Here is a 22,452-nt window from a genome sequence, read left to right as displayed (position 1 = left end):
CCTTTACTTACGCACTTTGGAAGCGAACAGACCTTCAGGACGCATCATCAGAATGCCGACGATGGTGAGCAGGGTGGCCACCTTACCCATGGAACTGGTCATGAAAAACTGCAGTATCGATTGCGCCTGGGCTATGCCGAAGGCAGAAGCAATGGTACCGAACAGACTTGCCGCACCGCCAAACACGACGACCATGAAGCTGTCGACGATGTAGAGCGTACCGGTGGTAGGACCGGTGGAGGCAATGGTGGTAAATGCAGCACCGGCAACCCCGGCAATGCCACAGCCAAGTGCGAACGTTACGCGGTCAACCTTTTTGGTATTGATGCCGACAGCCCCTGCCATGACACGGTTTTGCACGGTAGCGCGGACACGCAGACCCCATTGCGAACGGAACATGAAGAGGAACACACCGAAGGTGACGACGGCAGCAAGCCCCATCACGAATACCCCGTTAATCGGGATATCAATATCAGGTGTAGGCTGGAAAGAACCCAGCAGCCATTCTGGCAATTCAGCGCTCACTTCCTTGGCACCGAAGCTGGAACGGAAAATCTGCTGCATGACCAGGCTTAAGCCCCAGGTCGCCAGCAAGGTATCCAGCGGTCGCTTGTAGAGATGCCGGATCAAAGTGAACTCAACCAGGTAGCCGATGGCGAAAGCCAGCACAAAGGCCACGATAATGGCGAAGATAAAGTAGTAATTAACAAAGCCGTAGGCGACGGCCAGTTTTGAGAGCATCACGGTGGTATATGCGCCTATGGTCATGAACTCGCCATGCGCCATGTTGATCACCCCCATTTGCCCGAAAATGATCGCGAGACCTAGCGCCATCAGTAACAGGACGCTGAACATGCTGAGGCCGGCGAAGCCCTGCATCACCATGATGTTTCCTATTTCCGCCATTGAATATCCGAACATGATTAGGCCTCCACTTGTATGACTTGCCTGAAAAATTCACTGCACAATTTCACAAAACTTCCCATTGCTTGAACTGTTTTTGTTACCGCTCACCAATACGGCCCCTAAGGGCCGTATGGTTTACGTGATGCTTATTGGTAACCCTTTGGGAACGGATCAGGTTTGATCAGCTCAGATTCGTATACCACATCAGCCTGGCCATCAGCGCGCCATTTACCGATGCGCAGCTTGCTCCAGAGGTGATGGTTAGGATCAACCTTGACGTAGCCTTCTGGCGCTGTCTTCAGCTCGTAGCCTGGCAATGCAACCACTGCCTTGTCCACGTCGAAGCTGCCTGCACGTTCAACAGCAGCCTTCCACAGCCATGGGCCGAGGTAAGCAGCCTGGGTCACGTCACCGATAACGGCTTTCGGGCCCCACATTTTCTTGAAGTCAGCCACGAATTTTTCGTTGTTCGGGTTCTTCAAGGTTTGGAAGTACTTCATGGCAGAGTAGAAGCCAGCCAGGTTTTCACCACCGATACCCAGTACTTCATCTTCGGTTACCGAGATAGTCAGCATGGTTTGCTTGCTGGAGTTAAGGCCAGCAGCGTTCAATTGCTTGAACCAGGCCACGTTACTGCCACCTACAACCGCTGCGTAGATCACATCAGGCTTCTTCAGCTTGATCTTGTTGATCACGGAACCAAACTGCGTATCGCCCAGCGCGATGTACTCTTCACCTACCACCTTGCCACCCAGATGCTGCTCAATGTGCTTGCGGGCGATCTTCATGGAAGTACGTGGCCAGATGTAGTCAGAGCCAATCAGGTAGAAGGTTTTTGCCTTCTTTTCCTTGGCGATCCAGTCCAGACCAGCAAGAATCTGTTGAGTCGCTTCCTGACCGGTGTAGAACACGTTCTTGGATTGCTCCAGGCCTTCGTAGAAGGTGGGGTAGAACAAGAGACCGTTATCTTTTTCAAACACTGGCAAGGCGGCCTTGCGGGAAGCGGAAGTCCAGCAACCGAATACAGCGGCTACCTTGTCGTTTTCCAGCAGTTTCTTGGATTTTTCAGCAAAGGTCGGCCAGTCGCTGGCGCCGTCTTCCTGAATGATTTCAATCTTGCGGCCGAGCACGCCACCCATTTCATTGATCTGGGCAATCGCCAGCTTTTCAGCCTGGATGGAACCTGTTTCACTGATGGCCATGGTGCCGGTAGCCGAGTGCAGAATACCGACCTTGACGGTCTTGTCGGTCACGGCCAGCTTGGTGGTGTTCACCTTGGCAGTAGGGAAGTCCTCGGCAAAAGCGCTGCCCATGCCGGAAACCATGCTGACCGCCAGCAGTGCGCCGGTCAGGGCGCCCACTTTAGTCATGAATCGACGTCTATCATTGGTACTCATAAATTTCTCCTAGTTGAAAGTGAAGCTAACCTTATCTGCCCTACGAAAAACTGCTTGCAGCAAAGGCGGGGATAAAAGGGCTAGTGCCCCAGCATCCACGGCCTTGCCGTTTTTTTGGTTTGCATCTGCAAACCGTTGTTACCACCTGCTGATTTCTCTTTGGTGGCGCCGCCGGATGGCTTGCAGGTATGAGAACCCGTGCACCCGCAACTGGAGCGACGGCGTACGCCTGGCTCGTGTGCGGACTTTTCATTGCGCTCGTGTGCGCTGCGCTGTGCCTTGCCAAGAATGGCCAGGTTGGGTGCTGACAGAATCCGCTCGCCCATGCCGCCACAGCTTTCGCAGACGGCAGGCTGGCTGGACTCGGACATCTTGCGCAGTGCAGAAAACACGCCACAACTTTCACAGTGATACTCATATACAGGCATACCGGCTTCCCCTTTATTTACGCTAGTCGACGACGTTCTGATCAGCTGGTTTTGGCCAGGTCAGGACCGCTGGCGACCATGATTTTCGGTCCATCGGCATTGGGCTTCAGGTCGAAGTCAAAGATCTCGGTCGGCAACCACAAGGTGGCGCACGCATTCGGGATATCCACCACGCCACTGATATGGCCTTCTACCGGCGCTGTGCCCAGAATCGACAAGGCCTGCGCACCGCTGTAACCAAACTTCTTGAGGTACTCGATAGCATTGAGGCAGGCCTGACGGTAAGCCACATGCACATCCAGGTAATGCTGCTTGCCCTGCTCATCCACCGAAATACCTTCAAAAATCAGGTAATCGCGATAGTTGGGGGTCAATGGGCTAGGCTGGAACACCGGATTCTTGATGCCGTATTTCTTGACGCCATCCTTGATCAGGCTGACCTTGATATCGAGGTAACCGGCCATTTCAATCGCGCCGCAGAAAGTGATTTCGCCGTCACCCTGCGAGAAGTGCAGGTCGCCCATGGAGAGACCGCCATCCTTGACGTAGACCGGGAAAAACACCTTGGAACCCTTGGTCAGGTTCTTGATGTCACAGTTACCGCCGTGGTCGCGTGGCGGCACGGTACGCGCACCTTCCATCGCAGCAGCCTTGGCAGCTTCACCGGTCATCTTGCCCATCACGGCGGCTTGCGCATTTGGTGGCAGGCCCAGTGGTGGCACGCGCTCAGGATCAGTCGCAATCAGCTCGCCTTCGCGCTTGTTCCAGGTGTCCAGCAACTCGCGGGATGGCAGGCAACCGATCAGACCAGGGTGCATGATGCCGGCGAACTTAACGTTGGGCACATGGCGCGATGTGGTGTAAATGCCGTGGAAGTCCCAGATCGACTTGCGTGCTTCAGGATAATGATCGGTCAGGAAACCACCGCCATTTTCCTTGGCAAACAAACCATTGAAACCCCACTGCGAATCTTCCAGCGTGCCTACATCCAGAATCTCCACCACCATCAAATCGCCCGGCTCGGCACCTTCGACGCCAATCGGGCCACTCAGGTAATGCACTTGCAACAGATCCACATCACGAATGTCGTTTGCACTGTCGTCGTTCTTGATCTGACCGCCAGTCCAATCCATGCACTCCACCCGGAATTCATCGCCAGGCTTCACCATGGCAATCATCGGCAGATCGGGATGCCAGCGATTGTGAATCTGGCCGTCCTGTTCCCATGGCTTTTTATCAAGATCGAGTTTTACAAGGGTTTTCATCTTGTGGCATCTCCTCTAATTGAAGGTTAGAACTGGAACTGCATAGCGACGTTGAAGCTATTGACCTTGGATGCACCCGTCACATCAAGATTGGAATAGAAAGCACTGACCTGGGCGTTGTAGCCATCAATGATGTAAGCCGTACCCAAGTCGTATTTTTTGGTGTCAACTTTGCTGTCAGCATCAAACTTTTGATACCGAACAAAAGGTTGGAAGCGACCAACACCGACTGTGTCGTTGAATATATAACCAGCGCCAGCGGAGTACGCCTTACCTTGCTCGCTCAGGAATACGCCATCCGTGTCATAGTCGTAGTAAGCAGCTTCTACAGAGACTGCACCCGGACCAACCCCTTTTTTCTCAAGCAGGAAGTCAACGCTGTATGAGGAGTAATCACCCTTGGCGGCAGCGGCAGAAATTGCACCGTCTTTCTTGTAACGACCTGCAATACCTACAGCCAGAATATCCTTGGTACCCAGGTAGTTACCTGTGCCGTAGTAGCCCGGTTCTGGATCCCAGAAGTCCACTTGAACACGGCCTGCATACATCAGGGAGTCAGAAGCCCGTGCTGTCTTAGCAGCAGTACTATCCTGTGCTTGCGCGCCCACACCACTGAAGAAGAAGATTTTGTCGCCTTCAAATGCGCCGAAGGAGTAACTCAACTTGTCGCCAAAGGCGCTACCAACCAACGCAACACCATCGTCACGGCCAATCGTTCCACCATTAAAACCATACCGAGAGGCAACGCTGGCCCAGTAGCCACCACCCAACGAGTAGTAAGGTCCTGCGAGGTTTGCACGATCACTTGGTGAGAGGAATCGACCAGCCCAGATTGCAATCTCAGGCGTCAGATTCAACTGAACATTGGCGTCAATCACTTTCGTAGTGTCATCACTAGATTTTTCGGTATTAAACATACCGGAGATGTACTTATTCAACTTACCGGACAAATAAATACGCGCACTATCAAGTTTAAAATCCTGCGAACGGCCACCATCTGCGGCAGCATCTTCTACACTGGAAAACGAACCGCGCATGCCAAAACCAACACTGATTGATTTATCGTCACCAAAATTGATAGTGCCGCCAGCCTGCGCCTGCATTGCTGGAACCGACATGGCTGCCACTGCCGCTACTGCCAACGCACACTTGTTAAGCTTGAAATTCATCACGAAATCCCCTTTATATTGATGAGCCACACACTGTAAAAAAACCTGCACCCTGAAACGGGTTTCACGTCATCCATCGCAAAAACCGACTGACGTGCAACGTGGTGCTAGATTAGCGAGTGCGAAGGGGGGCTTAAATACGTCATATTGCGTAGTTGTTTTTACAGACGAGAGCGGTATGCTGTGTGAGCTTTTGTCCTACAAGGAAATTGACGACGTGAAAAAAGGCGAGGACAACCCGATGAAAAAACTGCTACTTACCCCCTTGCTAACTTGCCTGCTATTAACTGCATGCGGGGAGTTTTCTTATAAGCGTGGTGCATCAGCAACAGATTTAGAGCGAACCCGTGCCGACTGTCGGGCGCAAAACCCGGATTCCGCTGCCGTGAAGAAATGCATGGAAGCACAGGGCTGGTTTGTGCAAGACCTCAACGATATTGACCCTGTCGCAGTGATGACGCCCAGCGAAAATAACAGCCCCAGCAAAAGCATGACGCATGAGGAAATGGCAGCCGCTACAAAGGCCACCATGGTAGAAGCTGGCAACAAAAGCGATCCTCAGAACTCCACTGCCCCTGAGGTCAAGAGCATGTTGGATAAATTCAAAATCTCGTCCTGGTGGAAAAGGGGCGTAGGTGGAGTCACATTAGAAAACGCCACCAACCAGTGCGTTGCTGAACTCGGCGAAGAGCATCGTCCGGACCCGGTTACGCAATACACCACGCGCGGCTTGCTTATCTGCATGCGCAAGAGCGGCTGGTATGGATTGGCATCCAAGTAATCTTTGAACTGAATCTGACAATAAAAAAAGCCGCTCAAATGAGCGGCTTTTTTTATTTGTTTGGTAGTCGCGAATGGACTCGAACCATCGACCCCCACCATGTCAAGGTGGTGCTCTAACCAGCTGAGCTACGCGACTGCAGGCTTGAATTGATGCCTCAAGCTTCAAGAGGCACGCATTATAGCCGAACTCCCGGCGTGGAACAATCACCGTAACGCACGCCAGATGACGCTTGATCTTCATGCGGGAGGGAATGATTTAAGCCGCTAGCGGTCTTTTGATCAGGTAAGCGGTTATTCAAGGGTCATTATTCAAAGGAAGATCATGCTTTGGTCTACATTATTCAAATTGATCCCGTGGGGGCAAGTCATTGATCACGCTCCCCAAGTGCTGGATGGCGCCAAAAGGCTGTATCAGCGCCTGAGAGCCGAAGGCCAGGCGGAAACCGACACGTATGGAACCGAGATTATGGTACTTCCGCCCGAACCGGAAGCCTTGGCGCAGGCCGTGCGTGAGCAGCGTCAGGCACTGGCACGTTTGCATGATGAGCTGGAGGAGTCGGGTCAGCTGATCAAGCGGCTGGCCGAGCAGAATGCCGGGATGGTGGCGCAGATGGAATCCCTGCGGCGGCGCTTGCGTTTGCTGGGTTGGCTGGGGGTATTGCTTGCAGGAGGCCTGGCATACGCCTTGTATCATCTGCCCGCTGCATAAGCCCGGCCTGGGCGGGCTATAATGGGCGACTGCTCTTAGTCCGGGTTCTGCCCTCACATGAATTCACGTTCCAATGATTTACTGGTGGATGCTATTGCCAATGATGGCTATGCCATTACTCCTGACTTTTTGCCACCTGCCCTGATCAAGGCGTTGGCCGATGAGGCAAAGGCCCTGCATGCGCAAGGCGCACTGCAGGCGGCGACCACGGGACTTTCCAGTCGCCGGTCGGCAGACAATATCGGGCTGCGGGGCGACTTCATTCACTGGCTTGAGGATGATCTCGCCAGTCCGGCACAGCAGGATTATCTGGCCGCCATGCGGCAGTTGCAGCAGGACTTCAACCAGGCCCTGTTCATGGGGCTGTTTGAGCTGGAAACACATCTGGCCATTTATCCGCCCGGGGCCGTGTATCGCAAGCATCTGGATCAGTTTCAGGGGCGTGCTGAGCGCCAGGTCAGCTGCATCCTGTACCTGAATGAAGACTGGCAGCCGGAAGACGGCGGCACCTTGCGTATCTACCTGAATGGCAACGCCAGCGAACCCTATATGGACATCAGCCCGACCGGCGGTACGCTGGTCACCTTTCTCTCTGGCCGCTTCATGCATGAAGTCATGCCTTCACGCCGCGAACGCATCAGCCTGACTGGCTGGTTCCGAACACGCAGCACTGCCATTTGATGAACACACCACCAACCCCTTCGGCGGACATCGCCGCCATGTTTGCCCCGGAAAATTTCCGTGAACTAGGGCATAAGCTGATCGATTTGCTGGCGGATTACCTGGCTGGCAATCTGGCCGGGCAAGACCCGGTGATGCACTGGCAAGCCCCCGAGAAAGCGGACGCGCAATGGCAAATGCCCTTGCCACAAGAGCCTGTGCTGGATGCTGACGGATTACTCGCACGCCTGAAAAATGACATCCTCCCGACCAGTTTGGCGATTCATCATCCGCACAACATGGGACATCAGGTCGCCACGCCATTGCCCGTGGCCGCCCTTTGCGATCTGGTCGCCGCCCTCACCAACCAGGCCATGGCCGTCTATGAAACCGGCCCCAGTGCCACCATGCTGGAGCGGCAAGTCCTGCGCTGGCTGGGCGAGCTGATCGGCTGGCAGGATGCAGGTGGCATACTGACCTCGGGCGGCGCGCAAGCCAATCTCACCGCCCTGCTCGCTGCGCGCCAACATGCGGCCGATGTATGGAAGCATGGCGTGGCCGACGTCAAACCGTTGCGCATTCTGGTGTCCGAGCATGCGCATTACTCCATCAGTCGCGCGGCGGGCATCATGGGGCTGGGTACCGATGCCGTCGTTAGTATTCCTACCGATACCGAAGGCCGCATGCTGGTCAACGCGCTGGCTGTTGCGCATGCCGAAGTCCTGGCGAATGACACCACGGTGATGGCCGTGGTGGCTACCGCAGGCTGCACCCCCACGGGCAGCATAGACCCGTTGCTGGAGATAGGCCGCTACTGCCAGGACCATGGATTGTGGCTGCATGTAGATGGCGCGCATGGCGCGTCTGCCCTACTCTCCGAACAGCATCGCCCTGCGCTGCAAGGCATTGCCCTCGCCGACTCTGTAGTGTGGGATGGTCACAAACTGCTGTATATGCCCGCCGCTGTTTCCGCCGTGCTGTTTCGCAACACGGCCAGCAGCTTTGAAGCATTCAGCCAGGATGCCTCCTACCTTTTTCAGGGCGGCGAGCATATTGAGGAAATGTATAACGTCAGTTACCGCACGCTGGAATGCACCAAGCGCATGATGGGCTTGAAGCTGTGGGTGGCGTTTTCACTGTATGGCGTGCGCGGTATGGCGCAACTGCTGGACAGCGCTTTTGCCAAGGCGCGCCTGCTGGCTCAAAAGCTGGAGGTGCATCCGGACTTTGAGCTGCTCATGCAGCCGCAAACCAATATCGTGTGTTTCCGCCATCGGCCAACTGCACTGGAAGGCCCCGCGCTGGATGCGCATCAGAGCCGCCTGCGCGAGCAACTGGTACAGAGCGGCCGCTTTCATTTAACGCGCGTGACGCTGGAAGGCCGGGTCTGGCTACGCACCACGCTGATGAATCCCTACACACAAGCAGAAGATATGGATGAACTGTTGCTGGCGCTGAATCAGCTGGGCCAGCAAGCCCAGGCCTGACGGCCTGGGATATGCGTATTTCTGTTTGATCGACTCTATATTATCAAAGCTGTATTGCTGGAATCGCCCGCCCATTCATATCCGCAAGGGTTGCGTGGGGATGAGGCCCCGATAGGAGCATGCCCGACAAACGGCGTTGCTGACTATCCTGGCAGAATAATCAAGGCTACAGGTTTTCCTGTTCCAGCAGGGCCGCATAACCTGTTTGATAATCCGGATAGCGCAACTGAAACCCTGTATGCCGCAGACGCTGATTGCTCAGGCGCTTGTTGCCACTAATCGCAGGCGCATCCTGCGGAGCATCCGGCACCCCCATCTGCTGTGCCAGCCATTGCAGCACCTCGTATTGCGATGCAGGCCGGTCATCCGTCACCACATACAGCAGCTCCACCGGCTTGCCTGCAAACAGTTGCTTGACCAGGTAGGCAATCGCGGCCGCGCCATCATCCCGGTGGATGCGGTTGGTCCAGCCATTTTGCGCAGGCCAGCGCGCAGGCTCACGCGCCAGGTCCAGCATACGGCGGCGGCCAGGGCCGTAGATGCCCGAGAAACGCAGAATCGTATGCGCGGCAGGATATTCACTCGCCAATAACTGCTCTGCCTGCAACATGCGTTCGCCACTGAAACCATCCGGCACCGGCAGCGTGGCTTCATCCAGCAAGTCATCGCTCACCTGCCCATACACGCCCGTGCTGGAAACAAAAAACACATGCTCAGGTGGCGCTTGCCGCAGGGCCGCCAGGGTATTGCGCAAACCATCCACATAATGCGCACGGTAACTGTCATCGCGATGCGCATCCGCCGCCACGCAATAAATCACGATACGGGGCTTCAAGGCCGCCAACCCCTGCAAGGTTTCAGGCTGCGTCACGTCCGCCTGCAGCAGATGCACACCTGCCGGCAAGTCCGTGGCGCTGCGCTTCAGCCCATACACTTCCAGTCCTCCATCCTGCAGCAGGCTGGCGACGGCCTGCCCCAGATCACCGCAGCCCACTACCAGTGCGCGATCTGTCATCTCAAGCCTGCGCTGGCATCGGCTGCCATTGGCCAGACAAATACTTCTCCGCCCACATCAACGCCACGATGGTTTTGCCATCGGTAATCTCGCCGCGCTGCACCATCGCCAGGCAATCCTGCAAGCTGGCATCAATAATATGCAAAGCCTCATCTTCATCGCGCATGTGCTCACCAGCGGTAAGACCACGTGCCAGATAGATATGAATCACCTCATTTGAGTAGCCGATGCAGGGGTGCTGCAAACCCAGATACACCCACTCCTTGGCGGTATACCCCGTTTCCTCCAGCAACTCGCGCTGCCCGGTCAGCAGCGGCGCCTCGCCCTGATCAATCTTGCCCGCCGGCAACTCGATAAACACGCGACGCAAGGGATACCGAAACTGCCGTTCCAGTATCAGATGACCGTTATCCAGCAGTGCAACCATCACCACAGCGCCAGGATGCAACACATACTCGCGCTGGCTTTGCCCGCCCGTAGGCAAGCGTACCTGGTCACGGCGCGCCGTCAGCATACCGCCCGAGGCGATTACTTCAGAAGAGATAGGAGTTTCGATGAGGTCGTTGTCGTTGTGCATGGGGAGTAATCAATTGGTAGATGGTTAGGCTTGAGTTTAAGTGATAGTGGCGCATTCGGCTATGTGCATGCGCTGGATTACTGCTTAATATCGGCAAGCAGGCGCGTCCTCCACTACCGCCGTCATTCCTGACATCCCCCACCCGTTAGCCGTTACCGCGTGACCTTGTTGGCGACACTGCCGGGATTAAAGGCGGCGCTGTTGTAGCGGTAGTTGGGGCGCTCGATGCTGCCGGTGATTTCGTCACGGACCAGGAGGTGCCTTGCGCGTCGGTCACATGTTGAGCGGGTTATTTTCTACCCGCTAATCTAATACTTCTGAAGAGCTCCTTTGCATCTGCTAAAGCCATGATCCCTGCTCGCTCCTCGTTGGCTTCCAACGCAGCCCTTGCTTCATGAAGTTTTGCAATCACCTGTTCTATGATTTCCAATTTTTCAGGTACTTTAGTTTTAGCCTTTACACCTTCAACTCCATACAAAATATCCCCAAAAATTTCATCGTAAGTGAAATTTCTGCCGATAGGGTCAGAATAGAAGTGTGGGGCGTAGCCAAAAGCCCAGACAATTTTTCCAAGCGTACGCTCATATCCCTCAGGAGCAAACTTTGTAACCATGCTTATTTCGCCTGCTTAATAAAATTTAAATACTGATCTCTTGTTATCGCTTGCATAGGCATATCAGGTATTTGAATTACAACATGGCTACCACCAAATTTAAAGAAATCTTGTACCTGACTCGCTTCCAGGCTCTTATTACGAATAGTCCCTTGGCCCAGGGTTGGTGAGGGTGATCGGCTGGTAGTTCTGGTCGAAGTCGGCGCTCTCCACCGGTTTTCAGTTGGCGTAGTTGCCGCTCTTGGCAGTGCGCGCGGCCATGCCTTGCACGTAGTGCGTGGGGCTGGCTCCGTCGTTGCTTACATCCCCTACCCGTTTCCCGTCTACGTAGTAATACCGCGTGACTTGGTTGGCGACACTGCCGGGATTAAGCAGCGCTGTTGTAGCGGTAGTTGGGCCGCTCGAAGCTGCCGGTGATTTCGTCACGGACCAAATGGTGCCTGCGCGTCGATCAGATGTTGAGGGAGTTATTTTCTACCCGCTAATCTGATACTTCTGAAGAGCTCCTTTGCATCTGCTAAAGCCATGATCCCTGCTCGCTCCTCGTTAGCTTCCAATGCAGCCCTGGCTTCATGAAGTTTTGCAATCACCTGTTCTATGATTTCCAATTTTTCAGGTACTTTAGTTTTAGCCTTTACACCTTCAACTCCATACAAAATATCCCCAAAAATTTCGTTTAAAGTAAAACTCCTACCACCTATTACAAAGTGTGGAGCCTTTCCAAATGCCGACACAATTCTATCCAATGTAGGTTCATAGCCTTCCGGAGCAAATTCTGTAACCATTTTATTTACCTTGCTGAATAAAATTCAAATACATATCTCTTGTAATCGCTTGTACAGGCATATTAGGTGTTTGAATTACAACATGGTTACGACCAAATTTAAAGAAATCTTGTAGCTGATTTCCGCAAAGCCAAATACGGTCTTTTTAAAAAAGTGCTTTCATAGAAGCTGTGAGCCAATGTTCGATATTACGAACATTGATAGACGATTTTTATGAGTGTTTGGTCGGGGTGAGAGGATTCGAACCTCCGGCCTCCGCGTCCCGAACGCGGCGCTCTACCAGGCTAAGCTACACCCCGGAAGCCATGCGGGTGATGGCGAAAGGAGGCTTTATTATCCTGTTGCTGACAGTAAAATTCAACAGACAGGCCGCCCTCACTGAGTGCTGGCGGCTTGATAACGCAGGCTCAGGCGCGGTTGAGCCAGAAGTAGCGGTAGACGAAGCCGGGGAAGGCGAAGACGAGGAACAGGCTGCCGGTGGTGGCATAGAATTCCCAGCCCTGGGGGAATGCCTGGCCCATGGTGGAGAGTTCGGCGTAGTGGGCGATGCCACCGGTGACGAAGTACATCACGATGAGTTCGAGCAAGCACCAGCCAGTGTGCTTGGTGCCGCCTTTAAGCGGGATCACGAAAAACAGGCGTTCGGAAAACCAGGGCATATTCGCCAGCACCAGGGCCAGCAACAGCAAAATCGTTTGTGTCATATCAGCTACTTATTGAAAACTGTGGGTGATGGCGTAAGCGCAAATATCCATCAATCGTTGCGGGAACATGCCGAGTGCGAGCAACAGCAGCGCATTGAGGCTGAGCAGCACTTTCATGTCGATCGGGGCTTTGATCGGCGTGTTATCCAGTGGTTCATCAAAGTACATGAGTTTGACCACGCGCAGGTAGTAGAAACCACCAATCGCGGCCATGACCACGGCAAAGATGACGAGGCCAACAAAGCCAGCCTGGAGCGCGGCCTGCAGCACGGCAAACTTGGCATAGAAGCCCAGCGTGGGTGGCACACCGGCCATGGAGAACATGATGATGAGCATGAGGAAGGCATACCATGGGCTGCGCTGGTTGAGGCCTTTCAGGTCTTCCAGGTTATCGGCCTCAAAGCCTTTGCGTGAGAGCAAGAGCATGATGCCGAAGCCGCCCAGGGTCATCAGCATATAAGCCATGATGTAAAACATGGCGGACACATAGCCATTGGTGCCCGCACTCATGAAGCCATATAGCAGGTAGCCCACATGCGAGATGGTGGAATATGCCAGCATGCGCTTGAGGTTGGTTTGCGCAATGGCGGTGATATTGCCGATGAGGATGGACAACACAGCCATGATCGCCAGCATGCCCTGCCAATCGATCGCCAGCACATAGAGCCCTTGAATCAGCAGGCGGATCATGAAGGCAAACGCGGCCAGCTTGGTTACCGAGCCAATGAATAGCGTGACGGCCGTGGGCGCGCCATGGTACACATCCGGCACCCACATCTGGAAAGGCACTGCACCGAGCTTGAAGCCCAGGCCTGCAATCAGGAATACCACGCCCAATACCAGCACGGCATGATCAGGCGCACCTTGCAGCAAGGCGTTGGCGACTTCGGCAACATCCAGCGTGCCCGTCACGCCGTACAGCATGGACATGCCGTACAGCAGCATGCCGGAAGACAGCGCACCCAGTACGAAATACTTCATGGCGGCTTCGGTGGCGCGCGGGTTGTCCCTGTCCATGGCGACCAGTGCATACAGACACAGCGACAGCAGTTCCAGGCCCATGTAGAGCGTGAGGAAGTGCTGGCCGGAGACCATGATCATCATGCCCAGCAAGGCAAACAGCGTAAGGGCAAAATACTCGCCACGGAACATATCACGCAGCGAGACATATTGGCGGGTGTAGACCAGCATGACCGATGTTGTCAGGTACATCATCAGCTTGAGCACATCGGACAAGGGGTCATCGACAAACATGCCATTGAAGGCATAGCTCACCACCGAGACATTGTGCGTGCACGCGGTGACGACTGCCGCCGCTGCGAGGCCCAACTGGGTAAAGATGTATATCAGGGAGCGATTGTGTGACTTGAGGAATAGGTCCAGAAGCAGCACGAACATCGCCATACAGAGAATGATGATCTCCGGCAAGGCGGCATACAGGTCGGATTGAATCGCGTTCATTGGCTGGTTCGCTTGTTATCTAGGCATTATCAAAGCAGCTTGCTCTGCGCCATGTGCGCGAGCAGGTTGTTCACGGTGGCGTGTGTCATTTCGGTAATCGGGTGCGGATACACGCCAAACCCGATCACCAGCAGAGCCAGCACCGACAGGATGAAAAACTCGCGGCGATTCAGGTCTTTCAGCGCGGCCACATGGGCATTGCCAATCTCACCATAGAACACGCGCTTCACCATCCACAGCGTATAGGCTGCGCCCAGGATCAGCGTGGTGGAGGCGAGGAAGGCAAACCAGAAGTTGGCTTGCAAGGCGCCCAGAATCACCATGAATTCCCCCACAAAGCCGGAGGTGCCTGGCAGACCGGCATTGGCCATGCCAAACAGCACAGCAAAGGCAGCAAATGTTGGCATGGTGTTGACCACACCGCCGTAATCAGCGATCTGGCGGCTATGCATGCGGTCATACAGCACGCCCACCGACAGGAACATGGCACTGGATACAAAACCGTGCGAAATCATCTGCACAATCGCGCCTTCCATGCCCAGCGGATTAAAAATGAAGAAGCCCAACGTGACAAAGCCCATGTGCGAGATCGACGAATAGGCGATCAGCTTTTTCATGTCCTTTTGCACGAGGGCCACCAAGGCGATATACACCACGGCAATCAGTGACAGCGTGATCATGAAACCGGAGAGGTAATGTGCAGCATCCGGAGCTATCGGCATGGCAAAGCGCAGGAAACTGTAGCCGCCAAGCTTAAGGGCAATGGCTGCCAGCACCACGGAACCACCCGTTGGTGCCTCCACGTGGGCATCCGGCAGCCAGGTATGCACCGGCCACATCGGCACCTTGACGGCAAATGCCATGAAGAAAGCCAGGAAGATCAGGATCTGCGCCTTGAAGCTGAGCGGCAGCTGGTAGTAATCCACCAGCTCAAAACTATTGCTCTGATGATAGAGATAGATGAAAGCCACCAGCATCAGCAGAGAGCCGATAAAGGTATAGAGGAAGAACTTGATGGTGGCATAGACGCGGTTAGGACCACCCCAGATACCAATCACCAGGAACATGGGGATCAGCATCGCTTCCCAGAACATGTAGTACAGAATGGCATCCAGCGCGGCAAATACGCCTATCATCAACCCAGACATGATCAGGAATGCCGCCATGTATTGCGCCACGCGCTTCTCGATCACTTCCCAGCCGGCAATCACCACTATCACCGTGGTAAAGCTGGTGAGGATGATCAGCGGTACGGCCAGGCCATCAACCCCCAGGTGGTAATTGATATTGAAGGAGGTGATCCAGCGATGGCCTTCCTGAAACTGAAAGCCGCCATCCATCATGTTGAAATGGGTATACAAAGGCAGCGTGACCAGGAAAGCCGCGATACTGCCGAACAAGGCCAGCCAGCGCGCCAGACGTGCGTTTTGATCACCGCCCGTGCACAGCACCAGCACCCCGGCGAAAATAGGTACCCAGATACTTAGACTAAGAATAGGCCAATCCACCGCTTATACTTTCATGAACAAGGACAGTAACAGGAACACGCCGATGATCATGGCAAAGGCGTAGTGATAGATCAGGCCGGACTGCAAGTGCCGGATAATGCCGGAAATGCGACCAATCAGGCGTGCGGTGCCGTTGACCAGATAACCATCGATCCACTTGACGTCGCCTATGCCCCAGAGCTTGCCACCCAGGAAGCGCGAGCCACCGGCGAATACCTTCTCGTTAAAGGTATCAAAGCCATATTTGTTTTCCATCAGGCGATACAGCCAGCCGCAACGCTTCTGGATGGCGGCAGGGATGTCCGGCCGCTTCATGTAGAAGAACCACGACAGCACCACACCCGCCAGGGCAAAGATGAAAGGCAGGCTGGTCAGGGCATGCAGAGCCATGGCGCCAGCGCCGTGGAAATGATGCGCCAGCTCATGCATGACGGGGTGTGCCTCGGTATCCACAAAGATCACGCCATCAAAGAAATGTCCGAACAGCATGGGGCCAATGGCGATATAGCCGATAACCAGCGATGGGATCGCCAGTGCGATCAGCGGCAGGGTCACCACCCAGGGCGACTCGTGCGGCTTGTCGTGCGGGCCCAGGCCGTGGTGATGCTCGTCGTGATCATGATCATCATCGGCATGGGCATCATGGTGATCATGCGCATGCGCTGTTTTTTCCATCCAGCGCTCCTTGCCATGGAACACCAGGAAATACATGCGGAAAGAGTAAAACGCCGTCACAAACACGCCCGCCAGCACGGCAAAGTAGGCAAAGCCACTGCCGGGGATATGCGAGAGCTTCACCGCTTCGATAATCGAATCCTTGGAGTAGAAGCCGGACAGCAATGGCGTGCCGATAAGCGCCAGGGAGCCAATCAATGAGGTGATCCAGGTGATCTTCATGTATTTGCGCAGGCCCCCCATATTGCGGATGTCCTGATCGTGGTGCATGCCCATGATCACAGAACCGGCGGCCAGGAACAGCAAGGCCTTGAAGAAGGCATGGGTCATGAGGTGGAAGATGGCCACGGAGTAGGCCGATGCACCCAGCGCCACTGTCATGTAGCCCAGTTGCGACAGCGTGGAATACGCCACCACGCGCTTGATGTCGTTCTGGATGATGCCAAGAAAGCCCATGAACAAGGCAGTAATCGCGCCGATCACCATCACAGTGGATAAAGCTGTCGTCGACATTTCAAACAGCGGCGACATGCGCGCCACCATAAAAATACCGGCAGTCACCATGGTAGCCGCGTGGATCAGCGCAGAAATAGGCGTCGGGCCTTCCATGGAGTCTGGCAGCCATACGTGCAAAGGCACTTGCGCCGATTTACCCATGGCGCCGATAAACAGCAGGATGCAAATCACCGTCAACAGCGACCATTCGGTATTGGGGATGATGCTGACCGTGGCATCGGCAAACTGCGGTGCGATGGAGAACACGGCGGCGTAATCCAGGCTGCCAAAGAAATACAGCACCATGGCAATGCCGAGCAGGAAGCCGAAATCGCCCACGCGGTTTACCAGGAAAGCCTTGAGATTGGCATAGATGGCGGTCGGGCGGGTATACCAGAAACCAATCAGCAGATAGGACACCAGGCCCACCGCCTCCCAGCCGAAGAAGAGCTGCATGAAGTTGTTGCTCATCACCAGCATCAGCATGGAGAAGGTAAACAGCGAGATATAGCTGAAGAAGCGGCTATAGCCAGGATCTTCGGCCATGTAGCCTATGGTGTATACGTGGACCATCAGCGAAACAAAGGTCACCACCAGCATCATGACAGCTGTCAGCCGGTCGATCAGGAACCCGACTTCAAAGCTGGTATCGCCACTGGTCAGCCAGGTGTAGACCGTGCCGTTGAACACCCTGCCCTGCAACACATCATTGAATACCACTACCGACAGCGCAAAGGCACCTGCCACACCAGCAATGGTGAGCCAGTGTGCAGCAGCGCGCGGCAGCATGCGGCCAAACAGGCCGACAATGGTCGCCGCCACTAGTGGCAAGAGCGGAATCAGCAGATAGATGGTTTGCATGTCAGTCATTTGTTATTTTCCGCTTAACCCTTGAGACTGTTGATGTCATCGACGTTGATGGTTTTCAGGTTTCTGAACAGCACCACCAGAATGGCGAGGCCAATGGCAGACTCGGCTGCCGCCACCGTCAGAATGAAGAACACGAACACCTGGCCAGCCGTATCCTGCAGATAATGCGAGAAGGCAATAAAGTTGAGGTTAACCGCCAGCAGCATGAGCTCAATTGCCATCAGCAGCACGATGACGTTTTTGCGGTTAAGGAAAATGCCGACCACGCTGATGGCAAACAGCAATGAACCCAGTATGAGGTAATGCGAGAGGCCAACCATTACGCCTTGTCCTTTCCTTCGGTCTCGGCAGCTGCCGGGATTTCCACATCGGCAGGCATGCTCACCATGCGAATACGGTCTGCACGCTTGACCTTGACCTGCTCGGCCGGGTCAATGAACTTCGAATCCTTGCGATCACGCAGGGTCAGCGCAATGGCCGCCACAATCGCCACCAGCAGCACGACAGAAGCCAGCTCAAACGGCAGCAGGTAATCGGTATACAGCTGACGCCCAAGCTCGGCAGTATTGCTATAACCGGCGGGATGCGGGGTTGGCGCTGCAACACGGTCAACGCCGAAGTGCTTGGAGCCCAGAATCATGACCATTTCCAGCGTCATCAGAATGCCCACGGGCAAGGCAATCGGCAGCGCTTCCCAGAAACCTTCACGTAGCTTGTCGAGATTGATATCCAGCATCATCACCACAAACAGGAACAGCACCATCACCGCGCCCACGTAAACCAGCACCAGCGCAATCGCCAGAAACTCGGCCTCCAGCAGCAGCCAGATACCGGCAGCGGTAAAAAACGCCAGCACCAGATGCAAGGCGGCATGCACCGGATTGCGTGAAGTAATGACGCGCAAGCCAGCAAACAGCAGGATAGCCGCCAGGACATAGAATACGTAGTCGTTGAAATTCATCTAGTCAGCTCGGTTGATGTAGGGCGCATAGTTATTCGTATCCGTCGCTCGTGTTTATTGGCACGCTAAATTAGCGGTATTTGGCGTCCGCACTGCGATCCGCCGCAATCTGGGTTTCATATTTATCGCCCACCGCCAGCAGCATGGGCTTGGTATAAAGCAAATCGCCGCGCTTCTCGCCGTGGTAATCAAAAATCCGCGTTTCCACAATGGAGTCGACCGGGCATGATTCTTCGCAGAAGCCGCAGAAAATGCATTTGGTCAGATCGATATCGTAGCGTGTGGTACGGCGCGTATTGTCTTCGCGCTGCTCAGATTCAATGGTGATCGCCATGGCCGGGCAAACAGCTTCGCACAGCTTGCAGGCAATGCAGCGCTCCTCGCCATTCGGGTAGCGGCGCAAGGCATGCAGACCACGAAAACGCGGGCTCATGGGCGTGCGCTCTTCCGGGAACTGAATGGTGATCTTGCGCGCGAAAAAATAACGTCCGGTCAGCGCCATGCCTTTCAGCAACTCGACCAGCATCAGGCTTGATAATACGGTTTTGATCTTGGCTAGCATAATGGTCTCAGTGGAACAGATAGGCCAGCGGGGTCTGCATCAGACCGCCAACCACGATGATCCAAACAAGCGTGATAGGAATAAACACCTTCCAGCCCAGTCGCATGATCTGGTCATAGCGATAACGCGGGAAAGTAGCCCGAAACCAAAGGAAGAAGAACAACAGCAGCGCCACCTTGATGATCAGCCACAGGAAGCCTGGGATCATGTTGAAAGGCGCTACGTCAAGCAGAGGCTGCCAGCCACCCAGGAACATGATGGCCGCCAGCATGCAGACCAGTATCATGTTGGCGTATTCGGCCAGGAAGAACACGGCAAACGCCATGCCCGAGTATTCCACATGGAAACCCGCGACAATTTCGGACTCGCCTTCGGCCACGTCAAATGGGGCGCGATTGGTTTCCGCCACTGCACTGATAAAGTAAACAATAAACAAGGGGAACAATGGCAACCAGTACCATTGCCAGAAACCGCCCGCCTGCGCGACCACGATCTTGCCCAGATTCAGGCTGCCGGCGCACATCAGCACACCCACCAGCGCAAAGCCCATGGCGATTTCGTAGGAAACAATCTGGGCCGCCGAGCGTAGCGAGCCAAGGAAGGCATACTTGGAGTTGGATGCCCAACCAGCGATGATCACGCCATATACGGCCACCGAAGTCATGGCGAGGATATACAGCAAGCCCGCATCAATATCGGCCAGGATCATGTCCACATCAAACGGCACCACGGCCCAGGCCGCCAGCGCAGGCGCAATCGCCAGCACGGGTCCCAGCAGGAACAAGGTTTTATTGGCCGCCGAAGGAATGATGATTTCCTTCATCAACAGCTTCAGGCCGTCGGCAATCGGCTGCAACAGGCCAAAATAGCCCACACGGTTAGGACCCATGCGCACCTGCATGAAGCCAATCACCTTGCGTTCAGCCAGGGTCAGGTAAGCCACCGCGCCCATGATGGGCGCCACGATGGCAATGATCTTGACCAGGGTCCAGACCACGGGCCACGCTGGGCCCAACAGATTTTGCATAAAGGCGATCATGCGCGTGTCACCTCGATTTCACCCATGAGATCACCCAGCAGACTGGTCACCGGCAGGGCGGTCGGTACACGCACCACGCCATGTGGCAGGCCATCATCACGCTTGGCTTTAAGCAGCACACTTGCCACCCCCTGCTTCACGGTGACCATTTCACCATCATCCAGGCCCAGCTCTGTAAGCAGCTGACTATGCATGGCAGCTACCGGAGCCTGCACGGCACGGGTTTTTTGCAATGGCGGTGAGCGACGCACGATAGCATCGGACTGGAACTGCGGTACTTCGCCCAGGCGTTGCAAGACATTGGATTTGATCTTGACCTGAATTTCGATCAGTTCGCGCAGATTGTTATTGAGCGAGTTCCAGACCACAGTAGAAGGTTTCTGACCGCCAAAAATCGCGTTTTTAACCTGTTCACTGCTATCAAAATCAAAGCCGGACAAGCCCAGGGTATTGCCCAACACGCGTAATACTTTCCAGCCCGGACGGCATTCACCCAAGGGCTTGGTCACCGCGGTAAAGCTCTGCACGCGCCCTTCCATGCTCATGTAGGTGCCGGAGGTCTCGGTAAACGGCGCAATTGGCAGCAGCACATCGGCATGCTCCAGCGCCTCGGATTTGTATGCTGTCAGTGCGATCACACACTCGGCTTCCGCAATGGCCTGACGGGCCTGCGCAGCATGATGGCAATCCAGCTCGGGCTCCACATTCACCAGCAGGTAAGCCTTGCGTGGTGACTCCAGCATGGCTTTGGCATTCAGGCCATGCTCGCCTGGCAGGGCGCCCACCAGATGGGCACCGGTGCTATTGGCTGCTGGCGACAGGATGCCAAAGGTAGCGCCGCAGAGCGATGCAATGGCTTCAGCCAGACTATAAAGCTCGGTAAAGCGAGGATGACTTTGGGCAATATTGCCCAGGAAAATACCGGTGCGCGGGCTGACGAGGTCGACTTCCTTGCCCAAACCGGCGAGGCTTTCTGCCATGGCTTGCGAGTTATCCCACACGCGGACGGTTTCCAGCAGATCATTAAGTGACTTTGGCAAACACAGCGACAGGCGTTGCAAACCTGACATGGCTTTCAGTATCTGCGCCAGCACGTTGACCATATCGTTCGGGGTGCAGATCGCCTTGTGCTTGACGGCCATCAACTGATCATCATCCATAGGGTTGACCAGCGACAGCTCGGCGCCCTGCGCTACTGCCTTACGAATACGGTTTGCCAGCAGCGGGTGCTCGTTGCGCAGATTGCTGCCGATGACCAGGATGCGATCCATCTCTTGCAGGTCAGGGATATTGCAGCCCATCCACGGCGTCCCCATGCGCTTGCCATCCAGGCGGAAGTCGGTCTGGCGCAGGCGATAGTCAATGTTGCTGGAGCCCAGGCCATGCGCAATCTGCTTGGCAAGATAGGCTTCTTCCATGGTGCTGTTGGGTGAAACCAGCACGCCAAACTGCTCGCCGCCGTCGGCATTGGTAATGTCCTTGAGCTGGCCTGCCGCAAATTCCAGTGCCGTCTTCCAGTCGGTTTCGTGCCACTCACCATGATGCTTGATCATGGGCACGGTCAGACGGTCGGGGCTGTTCAGGCCTTCATAGGAAAAACGGTCACGGTCAGACAGCCAGCATTCATTGATGCTTTCTTTTTCGCGCGGCAGTACGCGCAACACTTTCCCATCCTTGATATGCACTTCGATCTGCGAACCCAGACCATCATGCGGGGCAATGGAAGGACGGCGTGTCAGTTCCCAGGTACGGGCTTTGTAGCGGAATGGCTTGCTGGTGAGTGCGCCCACGGGGCACAAATCAATGATGTTGCCGGATAGTTCGGAGTCGACACTCTTGTCGACATACGCCGTAATTTCGGCATGCTCGCCACGGCCTACCATGCCCAGCTCCATCATGCCGCCGACTTCCTTGAGGAAGCGAACGCAGCGCGTGCACTGAATGCAGCGGGTCATGTCGGTAGAGACCAATGGGCCGATATTCTTGTTAAGGACTACCCGCTTTTCTTCGGCATAGCGCGAAGCGGGGGCGCCGTAAGCAACGGCGATATCCTGCAGGTCACACTCGCCGCCCTGATCGCAAATCGGGCAATCCAGCGGGTGATTGATCAGCAGGAACTCCATGACGCTTTTCTGCGCTTCCACGGCGGCTTTGGAGCGGGTGAAGATTTTCATGCCATCGGCAACTGGCGTCGCACAGGCAGGCAGCGGCTTTGCAAACTTCTCAACCTGCACCAGACACATGCGGCAATTGGCGGCTACGGAGAGTTTTTTGTGATAGCAGAAACGCGGAATGGCAATGCCAAGCTTGTCGGCTGCATCGATGATCGTGGTGCCGTGATCGACTTCTACGGCTTTGCCGTCTATCTCTATATTCAGCATGG

The 22,452-nt window shown here is 55.0% G+C and carries 23 protein-coding genes and 2 tRNA genes; 4 read left to right on the top strand and 21 right to left on the bottom strand.

The genetic code is table 11. The features are described from left to right. Window positions 1-3: 3 nt before the first annotated feature. The 5 genes from urtB to MPQ_RS03555 form a co-directional block, all read right to left on the bottom strand. On the bottom strand, window positions 4-921 hold the full coding sequence (urtB, locus tag MPQ_RS03575) for an urea ABC transporter permease subunit UrtB (RefSeq protein WP_013441530.1): 918 nt from the start codon (window positions 919-921) through the stop codon (window positions 4-6). Window positions 922-1,052: 131 nt separating this feature from the next. Beyond that, window positions 1,053-2,303 carry an urea ABC transporter substrate-binding protein gene (urtA, locus tag MPQ_RS03570; protein WP_013441529.1) on the bottom strand — a complete coding sequence of 417 codons (1,251 nt, stop codon included), beginning with the start codon at window positions 2,301-2,303 and terminating at the stop codon, window positions 1,053-1,055. Between the two features lie 80 nt (window positions 2,304-2,383). After that, a complete protein-coding gene (locus MPQ_RS03565) occupies window positions 2,384-2,731 on the bottom strand; it encodes an FmdB family zinc ribbon protein (RefSeq protein WP_013441528.1) in 348 nt (115 codons plus the stop codon). A 41-nt stretch (window positions 2,732-2,772) separates the two neighbouring features. Then, window positions 2,773-3,996, bottom strand: a complete 1,224-nt coding sequence (gene fmdA, locus MPQ_RS03560) for a formamidase (protein WP_013441527.1) — start codon at window positions 3,994-3,996, stop codon at window positions 2,773-2,775. A gap of 26 nt (window positions 3,997-4,022) precedes the next feature. Beyond that, on the bottom strand, window positions 4,023-5,165 hold the full coding sequence (locus MPQ_RS03555) for a hypothetical protein (RefSeq protein ID WP_013441526.1): 1,143 nt from the start codon (window positions 5,163-5,165) through the stop codon (window positions 4,023-4,025). Between the two features lie 178 nt (window positions 5,166-5,343). Between MPQ_RS03555 and MPQ_RS03550 the strand changes: the two genes are divergently transcribed. Continuing rightward, entirely contained in the window at window positions 5,344-5,946 is a 603-nt protein-coding gene (locus MPQ_RS03550) for a hypothetical protein (protein WP_013441525.1), read from the top strand. Between the two features lie 61 nt (window positions 5,947-6,007). Here MPQ_RS03550 and MPQ_RS03545 read toward each other — a convergent pair. After that, window positions 6,008-6,084, bottom strand: a tRNA-Val gene (locus MPQ_RS03545). Between the two features lie 186 nt (window positions 6,085-6,270). Here MPQ_RS03545 and MPQ_RS03540 point away from each other — a divergent pair. From MPQ_RS03540 to MPQ_RS03530, 3 genes are read left to right on the top strand one after another with little or no spacing between them, the layout of a single operon-like run. Next, window positions 6,271-6,657, top strand: a complete 387-nt coding sequence (locus MPQ_RS03540) for a hypothetical protein (protein WP_013441524.1) — start codon at window positions 6,271-6,273, stop codon at window positions 6,655-6,657. 57 nt (window positions 6,658-6,714) lie between these two features. Next, entirely contained in the window at window positions 6,715-7,338 is a 624-nt protein-coding gene (locus tag MPQ_RS03535) for a 2OG-Fe(II) oxygenase (protein WP_013441523.1), read from the top strand. Beyond that, window positions 7,338-8,804, top strand: coding sequence for an aminotransferase class V-fold PLP-dependent enzyme (locus MPQ_RS03530; RefSeq protein WP_013441522.1), 1,467 nt, complete (start codon window positions 7,338-7,340; stop codon window positions 8,802-8,804). Before MPQ_RS03535 ends, MPQ_RS03530 begins: the two co-directional genes overlap by 1 nt. Before the next feature lie 166 nt (window positions 8,805-8,970). Here the strand turns inward: MPQ_RS03530 and MPQ_RS03525 are convergent, their stop codons facing one another. The 15 genes from MPQ_RS03525 to nuoG all read right to left on the bottom strand — a co-directional run bounded on the left by MPQ_RS03525 (window position 8,971) and on the right by nuoG (window position 22,450). Continuing rightward, window positions 8,971-9,819 (bottom strand): SDR family oxidoreductase, encoded by an 849-nt coding sequence (locus tag MPQ_RS03525; protein ID WP_013441521.1) that lies wholly within the window; start codon window positions 9,817-9,819, stop codon window positions 8,971-8,973. Window position 9,820: 1 nt separating this feature from the next. Beyond that, window positions 9,821-10,396, bottom strand: a complete 576-nt coding sequence (locus MPQ_RS03520; protein WP_013441520.1) for an NUDIX domain-containing protein — start codon at window positions 10,394-10,396, stop codon at window positions 9,821-9,823. Between the two features lie 289 nt (window positions 10,397-10,685). Further along, window positions 10,686-11,009, bottom strand: coding sequence for a hypothetical protein (locus tag MPQ_RS03515; protein ID WP_041362003.1), 324 nt, complete (start codon window positions 11,007-11,009; stop codon window positions 10,686-10,688). Between the two features lie 219 nt (window positions 11,010-11,228). Then, a complete protein-coding gene (locus MPQ_RS13820) occupies window positions 11,229-11,435 on the bottom strand; it encodes a hypothetical protein (protein ID WP_148225253.1) in 207 nt (68 codons plus the stop codon). 41 nt (window positions 11,436-11,476) lie between these two features. Beyond that, window positions 11,477-11,794, bottom strand: a complete 318-nt coding sequence (locus MPQ_RS03510) for a hypothetical protein (protein WP_041362001.1) — start codon at window positions 11,792-11,794, stop codon at window positions 11,477-11,479. A 222-nt stretch (window positions 11,795-12,016) separates the two neighbouring features. Beyond that, window positions 12,017-12,093 (bottom strand) — tRNA-Pro (locus MPQ_RS03505). A 108-nt stretch (window positions 12,094-12,201) separates the two neighbouring features. Continuing rightward, window positions 12,202-12,498, bottom strand: coding sequence for a DUF2818 family protein (locus MPQ_RS03500; protein ID WP_013441519.1), 297 nt, complete (start codon window positions 12,496-12,498; stop codon window positions 12,202-12,204). 9 nt (window positions 12,499-12,507) lie between these two features. Next, window positions 12,508-13,959 carry an NADH-quinone oxidoreductase subunit NuoN gene (gene nuoN, locus MPQ_RS03495; RefSeq protein ID WP_013441518.1) on the bottom strand — a complete coding sequence of 484 codons (1,452 nt, stop codon included), beginning with the start codon at window positions 13,957-13,959 and terminating at the stop codon, window positions 12,508-12,510. Window positions 13,960-13,988: 29 nt separating this feature from the next. Beyond that, complete coding sequence (locus tag MPQ_RS03490; RefSeq protein WP_013441517.1) at window positions 13,989-15,467, bottom strand: NADH-quinone oxidoreductase subunit M; 1,479 nt, start codon at window positions 15,465-15,467, stop codon at window positions 13,989-13,991. 3 nt (window positions 15,468-15,470) lie between these two features. After that, a complete protein-coding gene (gene nuoL / locus MPQ_RS03485; RefSeq protein WP_013441516.1) occupies window positions 15,471-17,507 on the bottom strand; it encodes an NADH-quinone oxidoreductase subunit L in 2,037 nt (678 codons plus the stop codon). Between the two features lie 14 nt (window positions 17,508-17,521). Then, the gene (gene nuoK, locus MPQ_RS03480) at window positions 17,522-17,827 is read right to left on the bottom strand and encodes an NADH-quinone oxidoreductase subunit NuoK (protein WP_013441515.1); all 306 of its coding nucleotides are present in this window, start codon (window positions 17,825-17,827) and stop codon (window positions 17,522-17,524) included. After that, the gene (locus MPQ_RS03475; RefSeq protein ID WP_013441514.1) at window positions 17,827-18,468 is read right to left on the bottom strand and encodes an NADH-quinone oxidoreductase subunit J; all 642 of its coding nucleotides are present in this window, start codon (window positions 18,466-18,468) and stop codon (window positions 17,827-17,829) included. Before MPQ_RS03475 ends, nuoK begins: the two co-directional genes overlap by 1 nt. 70 nt (window positions 18,469-18,538) lie before the next feature. Next, the gene (gene nuoI, locus MPQ_RS03470) at window positions 18,539-19,030 is read right to left on the bottom strand and encodes an NADH-quinone oxidoreductase subunit NuoI (protein WP_013441513.1); all 492 of its coding nucleotides are present in this window, start codon (window positions 19,028-19,030) and stop codon (window positions 18,539-18,541) included. 7 nt (window positions 19,031-19,037) lie between these two features. Next, the gene (nuoH, locus tag MPQ_RS03465) at window positions 19,038-20,069 is read right to left on the bottom strand and encodes an NADH-quinone oxidoreductase subunit NuoH (RefSeq protein ID WP_013441512.1); all 1,032 of its coding nucleotides are present in this window, start codon (window positions 20,067-20,069) and stop codon (window positions 19,038-19,040) included. After that, complete coding sequence (nuoG, locus tag MPQ_RS03460) at window positions 20,066-22,450, bottom strand: NADH-quinone oxidoreductase subunit NuoG (protein WP_013441511.1); 2,385 nt, start codon at window positions 22,448-22,450, stop codon at window positions 20,066-20,068. The genes nuoH and nuoG overlap by 4 nt, the downstream gene beginning before the upstream one ends. Window positions 22,451-22,452: the final 2 nt, after the last annotated feature.

The organism is Methylovorus sp. MP688, assembly GCF_000183115.1.
Lineage (GTDB): Bacteria > Pseudomonadota > Gammaproteobacteria > Burkholderiales > Methylophilaceae > Methylovorus > Methylovorus glucosotrophus.
This window is presented reverse-complemented; position numbering and strand designations above follow the sequence as displayed.